Origin of the sequence: Burkholderia sp. AU30198 (assembly GCF_020419825.1) — a bacterium.
Taxonomy (GTDB): domain Bacteria; phylum Pseudomonadota; class Gammaproteobacteria; order Burkholderiales; family Burkholderiaceae; genus Burkholderia.
The window spans coordinates 152,152-170,242 of the sequence record NZ_JAIZSA010000014.1 but is presented as its reverse complement, the minus strand read 5'-3'; the positions used below and the strand labels follow the sequence as shown (position 1 = coordinate 170,242).

General features: G+C 65.3%; 15 protein-coding genes. 14 read left to right on the top strand and 1 reads right to left on the bottom strand.

The window, feature by feature from the left end; translation table 11 throughout:
- Positions 1–26 precede the first annotated feature (26 nt).
- From LGN19_RS27475 to LGN19_RS27450, 6 genes are all read left to right on the top strand, one after another.
- Entirely contained in the window at positions 27–1,712 is a 1,686-nt protein-coding gene (locus tag LGN19_RS27475) for a GMC family oxidoreductase (protein WP_226218189.1), read from the top strand.
- A 458-nt stretch (positions 1,713–2,170) separates the two neighbouring features.
- Complete coding sequence (locus tag LGN19_RS27470; protein ID WP_021160426.1) at positions 2,171–2,950, top strand: ABC transporter ATP-binding protein; 780 nt, start codon at positions 2,171–2,173, stop codon at positions 2,948–2,950.
- The gene (locus tag LGN19_RS27465) at positions 2,947–3,702 is read left to right on the top strand and encodes an ABC transporter ATP-binding protein (RefSeq protein ID WP_122944057.1); all 756 of its coding nucleotides are present in this window, start codon (positions 2,947–2,949) and stop codon (positions 3,700–3,702) included. The genes LGN19_RS27470 and LGN19_RS27465 overlap by 4 nt, the downstream gene beginning before the upstream one ends.
- Positions 3,703–3,778: 76 nt before the next feature.
- Positions 3,779–4,978, top strand: a complete 1,200-nt coding sequence (locus LGN19_RS27460) for an ABC transporter substrate-binding protein (RefSeq protein ID WP_226218186.1) — start codon at positions 3,779–3,781, stop codon at positions 4,976–4,978.
- A gap of 128 nt (positions 4,979–5,106) precedes the next feature.
- A complete protein-coding gene (locus LGN19_RS27455; RefSeq protein WP_122944059.1) occupies positions 5,107–5,991 on the top strand; it encodes a branched-chain amino acid ABC transporter permease in 885 nt (294 codons plus the stop codon).
- Complete coding sequence (locus LGN19_RS27450; protein WP_039351467.1) at positions 5,991–6,965, top strand: branched-chain amino acid ABC transporter permease; 975 nt, start codon at positions 5,991–5,993, stop codon at positions 6,963–6,965. The genes LGN19_RS27455 and LGN19_RS27450 overlap by 1 nt, the downstream gene beginning before the upstream one ends.
- Before the next feature lie 816 nt (positions 6,966–7,781).
- Here the strand turns inward: LGN19_RS27450 and LGN19_RS27445 are convergent.
- The gene (locus LGN19_RS27445; RefSeq protein WP_226218183.1) at positions 7,782–7,976 is read right to left on the bottom strand and encodes a hypothetical protein; all 195 of its coding nucleotides are present in this window, start codon (positions 7,974–7,976) and stop codon (positions 7,782–7,784) included.
- 118 nt (positions 7,977–8,094) lie between these two features.
- Between LGN19_RS27445 and LGN19_RS27440 the strand changes: the two genes are divergently transcribed.
- The 8 genes from LGN19_RS27440 to LGN19_RS27405 all read left to right on the top strand — a co-directional run bounded on the left by LGN19_RS27440 (position 8,095) and on the right by LGN19_RS27405 (position 18,080).
- Entirely contained in the window at positions 8,095–9,252 is a 1,158-nt protein-coding gene (locus LGN19_RS27440; RefSeq protein WP_122944063.1) for an ABC transporter substrate-binding protein, read from the top strand.
- A 213-nt stretch (positions 9,253–9,465) separates the two neighbouring features.
- Complete coding sequence (locus LGN19_RS27435) at positions 9,466–10,521, top strand: branched-chain amino acid ABC transporter permease (protein ID WP_043184875.1); 1,056 nt, start codon at positions 9,466–9,468, stop codon at positions 10,519–10,521.
- Between the two features lie 4 nt (positions 10,522–10,525).
- Positions 10,526–12,310, top strand: a complete 1,785-nt coding sequence (locus LGN19_RS27430) for an ABC transporter permease subunit (protein WP_226218182.1) — start codon at positions 10,526–10,528, stop codon at positions 12,308–12,310.
- A complete protein-coding gene (locus LGN19_RS27425) occupies positions 12,310–13,065 on the top strand; it encodes an ABC transporter ATP-binding protein (RefSeq protein ID WP_122944067.1) in 756 nt (251 codons plus the stop codon). The genes LGN19_RS27430 and LGN19_RS27425 overlap by 1 nt, the downstream gene beginning before the upstream one ends.
- 600 nt (positions 13,066–13,665) lie before the next feature.
- The gene (gene mnmG / locus LGN19_RS27420; protein WP_226218179.1) at positions 13,666–15,636 is read left to right on the top strand and encodes a tRNA uridine-5-carboxymethylaminomethyl(34) synthesis enzyme MnmG; all 1,971 of its coding nucleotides are present in this window, start codon (positions 13,666–13,668) and stop codon (positions 15,634–15,636) included.
- Positions 15,633–16,319 carry a 16S rRNA (guanine(527)-N(7))-methyltransferase RsmG gene (gene rsmG / locus LGN19_RS27415; protein WP_226218176.1) on the top strand — a complete coding sequence of 229 codons (687 nt, stop codon included), beginning with the start codon at positions 15,633–15,635 and terminating at the stop codon, positions 16,317–16,319. The genes mnmG and rsmG overlap by 4 nt, the downstream gene beginning before the upstream one ends.
- Before the next feature lie 56 nt (positions 16,320–16,375).
- The gene (locus LGN19_RS27410; RefSeq protein WP_226218174.1) at positions 16,376–17,155 is read left to right on the top strand and encodes a ParA family protein; all 780 of its coding nucleotides are present in this window, start codon (positions 16,376–16,378) and stop codon (positions 17,153–17,155) included.
- A gap of 31 nt (positions 17,156–17,186) precedes the next feature.
- The gene (locus LGN19_RS27405) at positions 17,187–18,080 is read left to right on the top strand and encodes a ParB/RepB/Spo0J family partition protein (protein ID WP_226218172.1); all 894 of its coding nucleotides are present in this window, start codon (positions 17,187–17,189) and stop codon (positions 18,078–18,080) included.
- Positions 18,081–18,091 lie beyond the last annotated feature (11 nt).

Genomic DNA, 18,091 nt, shown 5'->3' with positions numbered 1-18,091 from the left:
TAACTCGGGCCGACAGGAGACAAACGATGACGACTCAACGCACGCTAGAAGGCGAATTCGATTACGTGATCGTCGGCGCGGGCACCGCGGGCTGCGTGCTCGCGAACCGCCTGACCGAAGATCCCGACATCCACGTGCTGCTGCTCGAAGCGGGCGGCAAGGACGACTATCACTGGATCCACATCCCGGTCGGCTATCTGTATTGCATCGGCAACCCGCGCACCGACTGGCTGTACAAGACGCAACCCGAAGCGGCGCTCAACGGCCGTGCGCTGTCGTATCCGCGCGGCCGCGTGCTCGGCGGCTGCTCGTCGATCAACGGGATGATCTACATGCGCGGCCAGCGCGAGGATTACGACAGCTGGGCGCAGGAAACCGGCGACGCCGGCTGGGCGTGGGACAGCGTGCTGCCGATCTTCAAGCGCAGCGAGGATCACCATGCGGGCGCGAGCGACGCGCACGGCGCGGGTGGCTACTGGCGTGTCGAGAAGCAGCGGCTGCGCTGGGAGATCCTCGAATCGTTCGCGCAGGCCGCGCAGCAGACGGGCATCCCGGCAACCGACGATTTCAACCGCGGCGACAACACTGGGGTCGGTTATTTCGAGGTGAACCAGAAGCGCGGCGTGCGCTGGAATACGTCGAAGGCGTTCCTGCGGCCCGCGATGGCGCGCCCGAACCTGACCGTGATCACCGGCGCGCAGGCGCAGCGCGTGATCTTCGACGGGCGGCGCGCGGTGGGCGTCGAGTATCGCGGAGGCGGCACCGACTACGTTGCACGGGCGCGCTCGGAGGTGCTGCTGACGTCCGGCGCCGTGAATTCGCCGCAGCTGCTCGAACTGTCGGGCATCGGCGATGGCCAGCGGCTCCAGGCGCTCGGTATCGACGTCGTGCAGGATCTGCCGGGCGTCGGCGAAAACCTGCAGGATCACCTGCAATTGCGGATGGCATTTCGCGTCGAAGGCGTGCGCACGCTCAACACGTTGTCCGCGCACTGGTGGGGCAAGCTGATGATCGGCGCCGAATATGCGTTGCTGCAGCGCGGGCCGATGTCGATGGCGCCGTCGCAGCTCGGCGCGTTCGCGAAATCCGATCCCGACGATCCCGCCCTCACGCGCCCCGATCTCGAATATCACGTGCAGCCGCTGTCGCTCGAACGCTTCGGCGAGCCGCTGCACAGCTTCAATGCGTTTACGGCGTCCGTGTGCCATCTGCGGCCGACGTCGCGCGGCAGCGTGCATATCGCGAGCGCCGATCCGGGCGCAGCACCCGCGATCGCGCCGAACTATCTGTCGACCGACCTCGATCGCCACGTCGCCGCGAACGCGCTGCGCCTCACGCGCCGGATAGCGTCCGCGCCGGCGCTCGCACGCTATCGTCCCGAGGAAATCCTGCCGGGCCTGCAGTATCGGAGCGAAGCCGAGCTGATCGAGGCGGCCGGCGCGGTCGGCACGACGATCTTCCACCCGGTCGGCACCTGCCGGATGGGGCGTGCCGACGATGAGCGCGCGGTGGTCGACAGCCGGTTGCGCGTGCGCGGCATCGCCGGGCTGCGGATCGTCGATGCGTCGGTGATGCCGTTCATTACCTCGGGCAATACCAATTCGCCGACGCTGATGATCGCCGAACGCGCGAGCGACATGATCCGTGCCGATCGCCGCGCGGCGCGCGAAGCGACGCCGGTGCGCACAGAGGCCGCAGTGACGGCCGCGTGACGGAACGCTGGCACGCACGACAGCGGGCCGTCATGATGACGCCCGCTGATTCGCTATGCGAAACAAGCTGCCGTTGCAGAACCGGTGCCGATGGCGTCGATTGCATCGGTTAGCCGGCAAGATCCATGCAAGCCGTGCAGCCGCACGGCTTTTTTGTTGCGTGCGTGCCGGGCCGTGCAAATGGTCAACGGATGATGATGCACGTGTCAAAAAAACGGGGTGAAAAATCGTGCACAGCCGCGCGCGACATGGCGGCCAGCCCTATAAGTGCAAATCCCGATGATTGCACTGCACCAACGGCGAGACAATGTGGCGCAGTGTGCATACGCGTCGGCGCGGGAGACCACCCTCGAGGCGTAACACGGCGCCCGGGGCAGCCCGCTCATCCGCTGACCTGTTTCGCGGACGCTTCTCGCGAACTTTCCCGGTGCTTCGCCTGACTTCGTACGGAAGGGAACATGATTCTCGGCGACACGATTCTGGAAACACGCGGACTGACCAAGGAATTCAGGGGCTTCACGGCCGTCAACGGCGTGAACCTGCGTGTGCGTCGCGGTGCGATCCATGCGTTGATCGGACCGAACGGCGCGGGCAAGACCACCTGCTTCAACCTCCTCACCAAGTTCCTGACGCCGACGGCCGGCCAGATCGTCTTCAACGGGATCGACATCACCGACGAGCGGCCCGCGCAGGTGGCGCGGCGCGGCATCATCCGCTCGTTCCAGATCTCGGCCGTGTTCCCGCACCTGACCGCGCTGCAGAACGTGCGCATCGGCCTGCAGCGCGCGCTTGGCACCGAATTCCATTTCTGGCGCAGCGAACGCACGCTGAAGCGGCTCGACGACCGCGCGATGGATCTGCTCACGCAGGTCGGCCTCACCGATTTCGCGCAGGTGCCGACCGTCGAGCTCGCATACGGCCGCAAGCGCGCGCTGGAGATTGCGACCACGCTTGCGATGGAGCCCGAACTGATGCTGCTCGACGAACCCACGCAGGGGATGGGCCACGAGGACGTCGACCGCGTGACCGCGCTGATCAAGAAGGTCGCGAGCGGCCGCACGATCCTGATGGTGGAGCACAACATGAACGTGATCGCGGGCATCTCCGACACGATCACCGTCCTGCAACGCGGCGAGGTGCTGGCCGAAGGCTCGTATGCGGAAGTGTCGAAGAATCCGCTCGTCATCGAGGCCTACATGGGCAGCGCCGACGCGGCGCTCGCGGGGGCGCACGCATGAAGCACAGCGAACGGGAGGAACGCGAATTGAGCGGCGTCGAAAGCGGTACGCCCGCGCTGGAGATCACGGGCCTGGAGGCCTGGTACGGGGAATCCCACATATTGCACGGTGTCGACCTGACGGTGCATCGCGGTGAAGTCGTCACGCTGCTCGGCCGCAACGGCGCGGGCCGCACGACGACGCTGCGCGCGATCATGGGCCTCACGGGCCGCCGCAGCGGGTCGATCAAGGTCGCGGGCAACGAGACGATCGGCCTCGCGACGCACCGCATCGCGCATTTCGGCGTCGGCTACTGCCCGGAGGAGCGCGGGATCTTCTCGAGCCTGTCGTGCGAGGAGAACCTGATGCTGCCGCCGCCGATCGGGCCGCGCGACCACGCGATGTCGATCGACGAGATCTACACGATGTTCCCGAACCTCGCGTCGCGCCGGCAGAGCCAGGGCACGCGATTGTCCGGCGGTGAGCAGCAGATGCTCGCGGTCGCGCGGATCCTGCGCACCGGCGCGAACCTGCTGCTGCTCGACGAGATCTCCGAAGGCCTCGCACCGGTGATCGTGCAGACGCTCGCGCGGATGATCGTCGCGCTGAAGGCACGCGGCTACACGATCGTGATGGTCGAACAGAATTTCCGCTTCGCCGCGCCGCTCGCCGACCGGTTCTACGTGATGGAGCACGGCAGCATCGTCGAACATTTCCAGGCGGCCGAACTGGAAAGCAAGATGCCGACCCTGCACGACCTGCTCGGGGTGTGACGCCGCCCCGTCTCTCTTGCCGCTAGCCGTGGCGGCTTCGAACAACCACAACGCATCAGAACAACAGGAGACGTCAATGAAAATGAAGACCCTCGCACACGCCTGTCTCGCGCTCGCGACTGCCGCGTTCACCGCCGGCGCCGCGCAGGCCGCGGATACCGTGAAGATCGGCTTCATCACCGACATGTCGGGGCTTTACGCGGATATCGACGGGCAGGGCGGCCTCGAAGCGATCCGCATGGCAGTTGCCGATTTCGGCGGCAAGGTGCTCGGCAAGCCGATCGAGGTCGTCTACGCCGATCACCAGAACAAGGCCGACATCGCCGCGTCGAAGGCACGCGAATGGATGGACCGCGGCGGGCTCGACCTGCTGGTCGGCGGCACGAACTCCGCCACCGCGCTGTCGATGAACCAGGTCGCGGGCGAGAAGAAGAAGGTCTACATCAACATCGGCGCGGGCGCCGACACGCTGACCAACGAGCAGTGCACGCCGTACACGGTCCACTACGCGTACGACACGATGGCGCTCGCGAAGGGCACCGGTTCGGCGGTGGTGAAGCAGGGCGGCAAGACGTGGTTCTTCCTGACCGCCGACTACGCGTTCGGCAAGGCGCTCGAGAAGAACACGTCGGATGTCGTGAAGGCAAACGGCGGCCAGGTGCTCGGCGCGGTGCGCCACCCGCTGTCGGCATCGGATTTCTCGTCGTTCCTGTTGCAGGCGCAATCGTCGAAGGCACAGATCCTTGGCCTCGCGAACGCGGGCGGCGACACGATCAACGCGATCAAGGCCGCGAAGGAGTTCGGCATCACGAAGTCGATGAAGCTCGCCGCGCTGCTGATGTTCATCGACGACGTGCACAGCCTCGGCCTCGAGACGACGCAGGGCCTCGTGCTGACCGACAGCTGGTACTGGAACCGCGACGCGGCGTCGCGCCAGTGGGCGCAGCGCTACTTCGGCAAGATGAAGAAGATGCCGTCGAGCCTGCAGGCAGCTGACTACTCGTCGGTGACGACCTACCTGAAGGCCGTGCAGGCCGCCGGCACGACCGACTCCGACAAGGTGATGGCCGAGCTGAAGAAGATCAAGATCAACGACTTCTACGCGAAGGGCTACATCCGCACGGACGGCAGCATGATCCACGACATGTACCTGATGGAAGTGAAGAAGCCGTCGGAATCGAAGGAGCCGTGGGATTACTACAAGGTGCTCGCGACGATTCCGGGCGAACAGGCGTTCGGGACCAAGCAGGAGACGCGCTGCGCGTTGTGGAAGTAAGCAGGGCGTAGCGGCGCGCGCGGGCGCGCCGTTCGGTGGCGGCTGCAGCGATGTGCCCGCTGCGCCGCCCGCGTACGCAACGCATGAAGGTTGCGCACGCAACGAAACTCATTCTGACGGCTAAGTCGATGGAAATCTTTGGCATTCCGTTGCCGGCGATGCTGAGCCAGTTGCTGCTCGGGCTCGTCAACGGCTCGTTCTACGCGATCCTGAGCCTCGGGCTCGCGGTGATCTTCGGGCTGCTCAACGTGATCAACTTCGCGCACGGCGCGTTGTTCATGCTGGGCGCGATGCTCGCGTGGATGGGCCTGTCGTATTTCGGGCTGCCATACTGGGCGATGCTCGTGATCGCGCCGCTGGTGGTCGGCGCGTTCGGGATCGTGATCGAGCGCTCGATGCTGCGCTGGCTGTACAAGCTCGATCACCTGTACGGGCTGCTGCTCACGTTCGGGCTCACGCTGGTCGTCGAAGGCGTGTTCCGGTCGATCTACGGATCGTCGGGCCAGCCGTACGACGTGCCGTCGCAGCTGTCCGGCGCGACCAACCTCGGCTTCATGTTCCTGCCGAACTACCGCGCGTGGGTGGTCGTCGCATCGCTCGCGGTGTGTCTCGCGACCTGGTTCGTGATCGAGAAGACGCGCCTGGGCGCCTACCTGCGCGCGGGCACCGAGAACCCGAAGCTCGTCGAGGCGTTCGGCGTGAACGTGCCGATGATGATCACGCTCACCTACGGCTTCGGCGTCGCACTCGCCGCGTTCGCGGGCGTGCTGGCCGCGCCGGTGATCCAGGTGTCGCCGCTGATGGGCCAGCCGATGATCATCACCGTGTTCGCGGTGGTCGTGATCGGCGGGATGGGCTCGATCCTCGGCTCGATCGTCACGGGCCTGCTGCTCGGCGTGATCGAGGGTTTCACGCGCGTGTTCTACCCCGAAGCGTCGGCCACCGTCGTGTTCGTGATCATGGCGATCGTGCTGCTGTTCCGCCCGGCGGGCCTCTTCGGCAAGGAAAAATGATGCAGAGAAAAGTGCTCTACGGCGTGCTGCTCGCCGCACTGCTCGCCGCGCCGTTCATCGGCGCGTACCCGGTGTTCGTGATGAAGGTGCTCACGTTCGCGCTGTTCGCGGCGGCGTTCAACCTGCTGATCGGCTATACGGGGCTGCTGTCGTTCGGCCATGCGATGTTCCTCGCGACCGCCGGCTATGCGACCGGTTATTCGATGCAGACGCTCGGTTTCACGCCGGAGCTCGGCGTGCTCGTCGGTACCGTTGCCGCGACGCTGCTCGGGCTCGTCGTCGGGCTGTTCGCGATCCGGCGGCAGGGCATCTATTTCGCGATGATCACGCTCGCGTTCGCGCAGATGGTCTACTTCATCTACCTGCAGGCGCCGTTCACGCACGGCGAGGACGGCCTGCAGGGCGTGCCGCGCGGCCACCTGTTCGGGCTGCTCGACCTGTCGAACGACGTCGCGCTGTACTACGTCGTGCTGGCCGTGGTGGTGGCTGCGTGCGCATTCATCGTGCGGGTTGTGCATTCGCCGTTCGGCCAGGTGCTCGTCGCGATCAAGGAGAACGAAGCGCGCGCGATCTCGCTCGGCTACGACACCGACCGCTTCAAGCTGCTCGCGTTCATCCTGTCGGCGGGCATCGCGGGGCTGGCCGGTTCGCTGAAGGTGCTCGTGCTCGGCTTCGAGACGCTGTCGGACGCGTACTGGACGATGTCGGGCCTCGTCGTGCTGATGACGCTCGTCGGCGGGATGGGCACGCTGTTCGGCCCGCTGCTGGGCGCGGCGCTGATCGTTGCGCTGGAAGACCGGCTCGGCGACATCGGCGAATGGCTTGCATCGACCACGGGCGTCGCGTGGTTCCATTCACTCGGCGAATCGGCGACGATCGTCACGGGGCTGATCTTCATCGCGTGCGTGCTCGCGTTCCGGCGCGGGATCGTCGGCGAGATGGTCGCGCGGATCAAGCCGCTCAGGGCGTCCTGAAAGCGTGCGGCGCGCGTCACCGGGCGTTGATGCGAAGCACCATCGGGCATGTTCCGGAAGGGCGTCGCAGCGTGCTCGGGCCGGCGCCGTGCGGTCGGCTGGTGCCCCATTTTCGTGCGGCGATGCACCATAGGGGTAAATGCTAAGTTGTCGCAGTGTGAAAGGTCCTTTAATCTTCGTCCTAGTTCTGATGCACCGCGAAACGAATTTGCAGGTGGAGAACGAGGAGACAATCGAGGCACAAAGTGCCCGGACCCCAAAGCGCTGTTGGACGGAATCCAACAGCGCTTTTTCATTTGCGTGCACGGATTTGCGTTGATGGTGCATCGGCCGGCGCAGTGGCCGCATTTCGCGCTTGCGTTCGCACCGCGCTTCTTTCACGCTTCGCCGCGTCCCCCCGTTTTTCCCGTTTTCCGCTTTCCCACGATTCGTTCGCAGACGATACGCAGCCGTGCGCTGGCCGTTCGGGCTAACCCGGTTGGCGTGCGCAAAACGCGTCCGTTACACTCAGCTTTCGCCGACCGCACGGTCGGGAAAATCGGTCGGCAGTTCTCCTACAAGCAGAATGCAGAAGAGGGAGTACGGTTGGATGAGCAGCGCAGGACGATGGATCGGGGCAGGAAGGGCGGCTGGTGCCGTTCGTTCGTCGTGGGGTGGGCCGAATGTCGCCGTGGCCTTTCCGAGCCGTTCTGCGGGCTGTAGACGCGCTCCGGCGCCGTCGCCGGTCGTTGCGTGCGCATCCGTATCGGACTTCACCTCTGCACGCGCATGAGCGGCCGGCTTCCCGATCGTGCGCCCGTCGCGGGCCGGGCCGCATCAGGCCGGATCGACGCGCGTTTCCCTGACCGTTGCGCATGCATCGAGCGCCCGCACGATTCCGCCTTTCTCCGCTTCCTTCATCCAGACGACACCGCTGCTGCGCATCGTGACGGTCGAACGACCGTTTCGACCGGCAGGCGGCGCATGCGTGCGCGGTGCCGTCCGGGCGCCGTCGCGGGTGCGGCGTTTCACGGGAAAACGAGCGTAGGCGTGGCCGGGCGAGATAGTTAAATTATTAACTTGTTTTTGGGGACCGGGAGCCGCCCGAGCGACCCGTGGCTTTTTCGAGCAGCGTTTGGAGACAACGTAAATGAAGATGAATCGATGGATGGAGGCCGTGCTCGCCGCGGGCCTCGTGTGTGCGGCGGCAACGGCGTCGGCACAGGTGAAGATCGGCGTGACGCTGTCGGCCACCGGGCCGGCCGCGTCGCTCGGGATTCCGGAAAAGAACACGATCGCGCTGCTGCCGAAGGAAATCGCGGGCAAGAGCGTGCAGTACATCGTGCTCGACGACGCATCCGACACGAGCCGCGCGGTGCAGAACGTGCGCAAGCTGATCGATGAAGATCACGTCGACGCGATCATCGGCTCGTCCGTCACGCCGAACTCGCTCGCGATGCTCGACCCTGTGTCGCAGGGCAAGACGCCGACGATCTCGCTCGCGGCGAGCGCGCAGATCATCGCGCCGATGGATGCGAAGCGCGCGTGGATGTTCAAGGTGCCGCAGAACGACCAGCTGATGGCCGACGCGATCGCCGGCTACATGGCGAAGCACGGCGTGAAGACGGTCGGCTTCATCGGCTTTGCCGATGCGTACGGCGACAGCTGGTACAACACGTTCAACGCGGCGGCCGCGAAGAACGGCCTGAAGGTCGTGTCGAACGAGCGCTACAACCGCACCGACGCGTCGGTGATGGGGCAGGTGCTGAAGCTGATGGGCTCGAATCCCGATGCGGTGCTGATCGCCGGCTCGGGCACGCCGGCGGCGCTGCCGGCGAAGACGCTGAAGGAGCGCGGCTACAAGGGCAAGGTGTACCAGACGCACGGCGTCGCGAACAACGACTTCCTGCGCGTGTGCGGCAAGGACTGCGAAGGCGAGATCCTGCCGGCCGGCCCCGTGCTCGTGACCGACCAGCTGCCCGATTCGAATCCGGTGAAGAAGCCGGCGCTCGGCTACAAGGCCGCGTACGAGAAGGCGTACGGCGCGGGCTCGCTGGCGACGTTCGGGGGCCATGCGTGGGATGCGGGGCTGCTGCTGCAGCGTGCGATTCCGGAAGCGCTGAAGAAGGGCCAGCCGGGCACCGAGGCGTTCCGCGAGGCGCTGCGCGCGTCGATCGAGAACGTGAAGGACCTGCCCGTGTCGCACGGCGTGATCAACATGACGCCGACCGACCACAACGGCTTCGACACGCGTGCGCGCGTGATGGTGCAGATCGTCGACGGCAAGTGGAAGCTGCAGGCCGAGTAAGCATCACGTGAAACCGGCGTGCGCGGCGCGGATGGCGCCGTGCATGCCGTCGGCAGGGCGCTGGGCCTGACAGGCCGCGCCCGTGCCCATGTCCATGTCGTGTGGAACCACCGGGGCTCGCCGCGTGGCGCCCGACGCGCCGATCTTGCGGCCCGTGCACCCCGGCCTTTCCTGTCTTCCGTTTCTCCGCAGCATTCTCGATACACGAAACGTATGGATCTCTCGATTGCGGCGATCCTCGCGCAAGACGGCATTACGACCGGCGCCATATATGCATTGCTGTCGCTGGCGCTCGTACTGGTGTTTTCCGTCACGCGGGTGATCTTCATTCCCCAGGGCGAATTCGTCGCCTACGGTGCGCTGACGCTTGCCGCGTTGCAGGCGCAGAAATTTCCCGCCACCTGCTGGCTGCTGTTCGTGATGGGCATCGCGTGCTTCCTGCTCGAAGTCGGCGGCCTGATCCGGCATCGCGAACGGCGCCATCAGCTCGGCCGCACGCTCGCGACACTCGGCAGCCGCTACGTCCTGCTGCCGCTGGCAGTGTTCGCGATCACACGCAGCTTTGCCGCGCAGCCGCTGCCGATGCTCGCACAGATCGCACTGACGCTCGCGATCGTCGTGCCGATGGGGCCGTTCGTCTACCGGCTCGTGTACCAGCCGATCGCCGAAGGCACGACGCTGCTGCTGCTGATCGTGTCGGTCGCCGTCCACTTCGCGATGGTCGGCCTCGGGCTCGTGATGTTCGGCGCGGAAGGCTCGCGCACCAACGGCTTCTCGGATGCGTCGCTGTCGATCGGCAGCATGACCGTGTCGGTGCAGAGCATCCTGGTGGTCGTGACGGCGCTCGTGCTGATCGGCGCGCTCTACGTGTACTTCGGCCGCACGATCGCCGGCAAGGCGCTGCGCGCGACGTCGGTGAACCGGCTCGGCGCGCGGCTCGTCGGCATCGGCACGACCGAGGCAGGGCGGCTCGCGTTCACGTTCGCGGCGGGGCTCGGCGTGCTGTCCGGGATCCTCGTCGGCCCGCTGACGACGATCTACTACGACTCGGGCTTCCTGATCGGCCTGAAGGGGTTCGTCGGCGCGATCATCGGCGGGCTCGTCAGCTATCCGCTCGCGGCCGCCGGCTCGCTGCTCGTCGGCGTGCTCGAATCGTATTCGTCGTTCTGGGCGAGCGCCTACAAGGAGGTGATCGTGTTCACGCTGATCATTCCGGTGCTGCTGTGGCGGAGCTTCGCGACGCCGCACGCGGAAGAGGAAGAGGAGTGACACGATGAAGACGATGGTACGCAACAAGACCTTCTGGGTGTTTCTCGTGGTGCTGTTCGCGCTGCCGGTGCTGCCGGGCGCGCTGCAGGTGCCGGAATACTGGATCACGCTGCTGAACTACATCGGCCTCTACGCGATCGTCGCGATCGGGCTCGTGCTGCTCACGGGCGTCGGCGGGATGACGAGCTTCGGGCAGGCCGCGTTCGTCGGCATCGGCGCGTATGCGACCGCGCTCCTGACGACGCGCTACGGCGTGTCGCCGTGGCTCGCGCTGATCGTCGGTGTCGTGCTGACGGCGCTCGTCGCGCTCGTGCTCGGCGCGGTCACGATGCGGCTGTCGGGGCACTTCCTGCCGCTCGGCACGATCGCGTGGGGCCTCGCGCTGTTCTACCTGTTCGGCAACCTCGAGTTGCTCGGCAAGTACGACGGGATCAACGGGATTCCGGCGCTGAACCTGTTCGGCATCGAACTCGAAAGCGGCCGCAGCCTGTACTTCCTGATCTGGGCCGTCGTGCTGGCCGCGATCGTGTCGGTGCAGAACCTGCTGAACAGCCGCCCGGGCCGCGCGATCCGCGCGCTGCGCGGCGGCGGCGTGATGGCCGAGGCGATGGGCGTGAACACCGCGTGGATGCGCGTCGTGATCTTCGTCTATGCGGCCGTGCTCGCAGCCGTCTCGGGCTTCCTGTACGCGCACCTGCAGCGCGCGGTGAACCCGACGCCGTTCGGGCTGAACCACGGGATCGAGTTCCTGTTCATGGCCGTGGTCGGCGGTGTGTCGCACGTATGGGGCGCGGTGCTCGGCGCGGCGATCCTGACCGTGCTGCAGGACTACCTGCAGACGCTGCTGCCGAAGCTGCTTGGGTCGGAAGGCAACTTCGAGATCATCGTGTTCGGCGTGCTGATGGTGCTGCTGCTGCAGTACGCGCGCCAGGGCGTGTGGCCGTTCGTCGCGAGACTGTTCCCGCGCGGGCCGCGTGCGCATGTGCCCGAGCACGCCGATCCATTGCCGCAGCGTGCGAAGCCGGCGGCCGGCGAGCCGCTGCTCGTCGTCGACAACGCGCGCAAGCAGTTCGGCGGGCTCGTGGCCGTCAACGACGTCAGCTTCAACGTGAAAGCGGGGCAGATCATCGGGCTGATCGGCCCGAACGGCGCCGGCAAGTCGACCACGTTCAACCTCGTGACGGGCGTGCTGAAGCCGACGGGCGGCACGATCACGTTCCGTGGCGAGCGCATCGACGGGCTCACATCGCGGCAGATCGTCCGCCGCGGCATCGGCCGGACGTTCCAGCACGTGAAGCTGTTGCCGGCGATGACGGTGCTCGAGAACGTCGCGATCGGTGCGCACCTGCGTGGTCATACCGGCGTGTGGCGCAGCGTCGCGCGGCTCAATGCCCATGAGGAAGCGCAGTTGCTGGCCGAGGCCGCACAGCAGATCCGCCGCGTCGGGCTCGAAAAGCACATGTACGACGAAGCAGGCAGCCTCGCGCTCGGCCAGCAGCGGATTCTCGAAATCGCGCGGGCGCTGTGCTGCGATCCGACGCTGCTGCTGCTCGACGAGCCGGCCGCCGGGCTGCGCTACCAGGAGAAGCAGCAACTCGCCGATCTGCTGCGCCGGCTGAAGACGGAGGGCATGAGCGTGTTGCTCGTGGAACACGACATGGATTTCGTGATGAATCTCACCGACCGGCTGGTGGTGATGGAGTTCGGCACGCGGATCGCGGAAGGGCTGCCGCAGGACGTGCAGCAGGATCCGGCGGTGCTCGAAGCGTATCTGGGCGGGGTGGAGTGATGACGGACACGACGATGCCGATTCTCGACGTGCGCGGGCTGGCAGTCCGGTACGGGAAGGTGGAGGCGCTGCACGGCGCGGCGATCAAGGTTGGTGCGGGACAGATCGTCAGCGTGATCGGCCCGAATGGTGCCGGCAAATCAACGCTGCTGAACGCGATCATGGGCGCGCTGCCGGTGAGCGGGCATGCGTCGGGCGCGGTCGTGTATCGCGGTCACGACGTTGGCGCATTGCCGGTCGAGCAGCGCGTCGCACGCGGGATGTGCCTCGTGCCGGAAAAGCGTGAGCTGTTCAGCACGATGACGGTCGAAGACAACCTCGTGCTGGGTGCGTATCGGCGCAAGCAGGCTGGCGAAGCGAACTTCCTCGATCAGCTCGATCACGTGTTCGCACTGTTTCCGCGGCTGAAGGAGCGGCGCAAGCAGGCAGCCGGCACGCTGTCCGGAGGCGAGCGGCAGATGCTCGCGGTTGGCCGCGCGCTGATGGGTAAGCCTGACCTGCTGATGCTCGACGAGCCGAGCCTCGGGCTGGCGCCGCTGATCGTGAAGGAGATCTTTCATATCATCAGTGCGTTGCGCGGTACGGGCGTGGCGACGCTGCTGATCGAGCAGAACGCGCGGGCTGCGCTGCAGATCTCCGACTACGGCTATGTGCTGGAGACGGGCGAGTTTGCGCTGGAAGGGCCGGCGGCCGAACTCGCGCAGAATCCGCGCGTGATCGAAACGTATCTTGGGTTGGCGAAGAAAACGGCTTGATCGGTGGCGCGGTTGGCGAGAAGCGGGCGGCGTGTTTCACGTGAAACACGCCGTTTTTGTTTTTGGATTGAGGTCTGACTCCGATACATCGACGGTTAACAACCAGGGGATAAGTACCGGAGGAACAGTCAAAAGATCTGTGCAGTGGCGGTGGGTGGAGGTATCCACAGTGCAGATGGCGATCCGGTTTATCGTTCGGAGCTGGCTACTCGTTCCACAGGCCGACGATGTGCCGCGTCACAGGGGATAACTGTCTAGCGAACCGACGGAAATTCTGTGAGGAAGAGGGTGGGTGTGGTCGCACAGAGTATTTCGTCCGGGGTGTTGGGTGGGGCACAGGCGTCGAACGGGTTGTATGTTCCATGTGAAATTGCCGGACAAATGGATCGCTGCACAGGCACAACGATGTGCGTCGGGCGGGCCGGAAGCATTGCCGGAGTGGGCTCTGAGCCACAGATTCATTGGTCCATCGCCGAAAAATCGCGGAATTGCACAGACCCTACCAATCGGACGGCATTCGGGTGAAAAGCGAACCCGCTATAATTCGGCCCATACATTTCTCAGATAGGTTCGTGCGCAGTCCTGCGTACGGAATCCACCATGCTTTTTCCCACAGAATTTGACGTCATCGTCGTCGGTGGCGGTCATGCCGGCACCGAAGCCGCGCTGGCGTCCGCCCGTATGGGCGCAAAGACACTGCTGCTGACCCATAACATCGAAACGCTTGGGCAGATGAGCTGCAATCCGTCGATCGGCGGCATTGGCAAGGGCCATCTGGTCAAGGAAGTCGATGCGCTAGGTGGCGCAATGGCAGCCGCGACCGACGAGAGCGGTATTCAGTTTCGGATCCTCAATTCGTCGAAGGGTCCGGCCGTGCGCGCGACGCGCGCGCAGGCGGATCGCATCCTGTACAAGGCCGCGATCCGCCACCGGCTCGAGAATCAGCCGAACCTCTGGCTGTTCCAACAGGCCGTCGACGACCTGATGGTCGAAGGCGACCGCGTGGTGGGCGCCGTCACGCAGATCGGCATCCGCTTCCGCGCGCGCGCGGTCGTGCTGACCGCCGGGACGTTCCTCGACGGCAAGATCCACGTCGGCCTGAACAACTACACGGGCGGCCGCGCGGGCGATCCGGCGGCCGTGTCGCTGTCGTCGCGCCTGAAGGAGCTGAAGCTGCCGCAGGGCCGCCTGAAGACCGGTACGCCGCCGCGTATCGATGGTCGTTCGATCGATTTCTCGAAGCTGACCGAACAGCCGGGCGATCTCGATCCGATTCCCGTTTTCTCGTTCCTGGGCCGCGCGGAGCAGCATCCGCAACAGCTGCCGTGCTGGGTCACGCACACGAACGAGCGTACGCACGACATCATTCGTGGCGGTCTCGACCGTTCGCCTATGTATACAGGCGTGATCGAAGGCGTCGGGCCGCGCTACTGCCCGTCGATCGAGGACAAGATTCACCGGTTCGCATCGAAGGAGTCGCACCAGATCTTCCTGGAACCGGAAGGGCTGACGACCAACGAGTTCTACCCGAACGGGATCTCGACGAGCCTGCCGTTCGACGTCCAGCTCGAGCTCGTGCACTCGATGCTCGGCCTCGAGAACGCGCATATCCTGCGCCCCGGCTACGCGATCGAGTACGACTACTTCGACCCGCGCGCGCTGAAGGCGTCGCTCGAGACGAAGGCGATCAACGGGCTGTTCTTTGCGGGCCAGATCAACGGGACGACCGGCTATGAAGAAGCGGCCGCGCAGGGGCTGCTGGCCGGCCTCAATGCGGGCCGCTACGTGCAGGAGAAGGACGCATGGTGCCCGCGCCGTGACCAGGCCTACCTGGGCGTGCTGGTCGACGATCTCGTGACGCGCGGTGTGGCCGAGCCGTACCGGATGTTCACGAGCCGCGCCGAGTATCGCCTGAGCCTGCGTGAAGACAATGCGGACATGCGCCTGACCGAGGTCGGCCGCGAACTGGGGCTCGTCGACGATGCGCGCTGGGACGCATTCAGCCGGAAGCGCGACGCTGTTTCACGTGAAACCGAACGCCTGAAGTCGACGTGGGTCACGCCGAAGACGTTGCCGGTGGAAGAGGCGACCGCGCTGCTCGGCAAGGCGATCGATCACGAATACAGCCTCGCCGAGCTGCTGCGCCGTCCGGGTATCAGCTACGACGGCGTGTGCGGCCTGAAGGGCGGCGAATGCGGCCCCGCAGAGCCGCTGGCCGACGATCCGGTGCTGCTGGAGCAGATCAAGGAGCAGGTCGAGATCGGCATCAAGTATCAGGGCTATATCGAGCGTCAGGCATCGGAGATCGAGCGCAACGATGCGAACGAGAACACGCGTCTGCCGGACGGCATCGATTACCGCGAAGTCCGCGGCCTGTCGTTCGAGGTGAGCCAGAAGCTCAACGAGTTCCGGCCGGAAACGATCGGGCAGGCGTCGCGTATCTCGGGTGTCACGCCGGCGGCGATCTCGCTGCTGATGGTGCACCTGAAGCGCCGCGGCCTGGGCCGCCGTAATGGCACTGCCGAAGCGGCAACGGAGCAGGGGGACGGCACCGTCCCGACGCAACAATGACGGCGCGTCGCGCGCCGGCGGTTAATCGGGACGTACTGGAAGAGATGCTCGTCGAAGGCACGACCGCGCTCGACCTTGCTCTGACGGATGCACAACGTAACCAGCTGCTCGACTACGTCGCGCTGCTCGGCAAGTGGAACGCGGTCTACAACCTGACTGCGATCCGCGACCCGAAGCAGATGCTGATCCAGCACATCCTCGATTCGCTTTCCATCGTCTCGCATCTGCGTGGCCGTGCATCGGCCCGCGTGCTCGACGTTGGCTCGGGCGGCGGGTTGCCCGGTATCGTGCTGGCGATCGTCGAGCCGGACTGGCAGATCACGCTGAACGATATCGTGCAAAAGAAGTCTGCATTCCAGACTCAGATGCGCGCGGAGCTGAAGCTCGCGAACCTGTCGGTGGTCACGGGGCGGGTCGAATCGCTGCAGCCGGGTATCGAAGTGCCGGAAAAATTCGACATGATCGTATCCCGCGCTTTCGCGGATCTATCCGACTTCGTTAAACTTGCTCGACATCTGGTCGCGCCGGGCGGATCGATCTGGGCAATGAAGGGCGTCCATCCGGATGACGAGATTGCGCGGTTGCCGGAAGGCAGCCGCGTCAAGCAGACGATACGGTTGGCGGTACCGATGCTCGATGCCGAACGGCATCTGATCGAGGTAGCCGTCGACGAGGCGAATTGAAGGGCGGGCGCGCGGTAGCGCGCCGTTTGTTTGAAGGTAAAGGGAACACACCAACGATGGCAAAGATCTTCTGCGTTGCGAACCAGAAGGGGGGCGTCGGCAAGACGACGACATCGGTCAATCTCGCCGCAAGCCTTGCAGCGCAGGAGCAACGAGTCCTGCTGATCGATCTCGACCCGCAGGGTAACGCGACGATGGGCAGCGGGATCGACAAGGCTGCTTGCGAAGCGACCGTGTACGAGGTGCTGATCGACGGCGTGTCGGTGACCGACGCGCGCATCCGCCCGGAAGGCGTCACCTATGACGTGCTGCCCGCGAACCGCGAGCTGTCCGGTGCCGAGATCGAACTGATCAGCATCGACAATCGCGAGCGCCGGCTGAAGGCCGCACTCGAGCACGTGGCCGAGGATTACGATTTCGTGCTGATCGACTGTCCGCCGACGCTGTCGCTGCTGACGCTGAACGGGCTGTGTGCGGCGCATGGCGTCGTGATCCCGATGCAGTGCGAGTACTTCGCACTGGAGGGCTTGTCGGATCTCGTCAACACGATCAAGCAGGTTCACGCGAACATGAATCGCGACCTGAAGATCATCGGCTTGCTGCGCGTGATGTTCGATCCGCGCATCACGCTGCAGCAGCAAGTCTCCGATCAACTGAAAGCGCACTTCGGCGACAAGGTATTCGACGCGGTGATTCCGCGCAACGTGCGCCTGGCGGAAGCGCCGAGTTACGGGCTGCCGGGCGTCGTGTTCGACCGCAGCTCGCGCGGTGCGCAAGCGTATCTCCAGTTCGGTGCCGAGATGATCGAGCGCGTTCGCGCGTTCGAGGTGTCGTGATCCGGACATGAGCGAAGCGAGGAAGAAAGACATGAACGCGGTACCAAAGAAGAAGGGCTTGGGACGTGGCCTCGAAGCGCTGCTCGGCGGCAGTGCCGATATCACCGAAGCGGTGAAGATCGAAGGGGCACCGAACACGCTCGCGCTCGGCAAGCTGCAGGCCGGCAAGTACCAGCCGCGGACGCGGATGGACGAAGGCAGCCTGCAGGAGCTTGCGGCAAGCATTCGCGCACAGGGCGTGATGCAGCCGATCCTGGTACGGCCTATTTCGTCAGATAAATACGAGATCATTGCGGGCGAGCGCCGTTTCCGCGCGGCGCGCCTGGCGGGCCTCGATGAAGTGCCGGTGCTCGTGAAGGATGTGTCGGATCAGGCCGCCGCGGCGATGGCGCTGATCGAGAACATCCAGCGCGAGGATCTGAACCCGCTTGAAGAGGCGCACGGTATCCAGCGTCTGCTCGACGAGTTCGGTTTCACGCACGAACAGGCGGCCGAATCGGTCGGCCGTTCGCGCAGCGCGGTGTCGAACCTGCTGCGCCTGCTGAACCTGGCTTCGCCGGTGCAGACGATGTTGCTGGCCGGTGATCTCGACATGGGGCACGCACGCGCGCTGCTCGCCGTCGATGCGGCCACGCAGATCACGCTTGCCCATCAGGTCGTCAACAAGCGCATGTCGGTGCGCGAGACCGAGAAGCTCGTCACGCACACGACGAAGGAAGTGCCGGCGGTGAAGGCGCGCGCGAAGGACGACGGCGGCCGCGATACGCGCCGTCTCGAGGAGGAGTTGTCTGACCTGCTCGCGTCGACGGTGAAGATCAAGCTCGCCCGCCGCGGGCGAGGGCAGGTGACGATCGACTTCGGCAACCTCGACGCACTCGAAGGCATTCTCGTGCGATTGCGCGGCAACGTCGCAACCGAAGAGTAAAGGGCGGGGCG